This is a genomic window from Dyadobacter sp. HNCC25DJ187, assembly GCF_056895255.1.
Genome location: NZ_JBXHAT010000014.1, coordinates 1 through 277, shown reverse-complemented (window position 1 = coordinate 277; position 277 = coordinate 1). Strand labels below are relative to the sequence as shown.

General features: G+C 44.4%; 2 tRNA genes. Both read left to right on the top strand.

From position 1 onward, the window contains the following. Nucleotides 1-28: 28 nt before the first annotated feature. Nucleotides 29-102, top strand: a tRNA-Ile gene (locus AC1XUE_RS25785). Between the two features lie 59 nt (nt 103-161). After that, nucleotides 162-235: transfer RNA gene (locus AC1XUE_RS25780), tRNA-Ala, on the top strand. The last annotated feature ends 42 nt before the right edge of the window (nt 236-277 follow it).

Genomic DNA, 277 nt, shown 5'->3' with positions numbered 1-277 from the left:
TTTAGTTTATCTTTATCATATATATTAAGGGCTTGTAGCTCAGGTGGTTAGAGCGCGACACTGATAATGTCGAGGTCCGTGGTTCGAGTCCACGCAGGCCCACGGATTAATGCAGGTTTAATCGAAAAAACGTTTTCGGTTGGTTTTATTTAAAAATTTTTGGGGGATTAGCTCAGCTGGCTAGAGCACCTGCCTTGCACGCAGGGGGTCAACGGTTCGAATCCGTTATTCTCCACATTGCCGATAAAGATTGGCAACGAGTTCATTGACATATTGC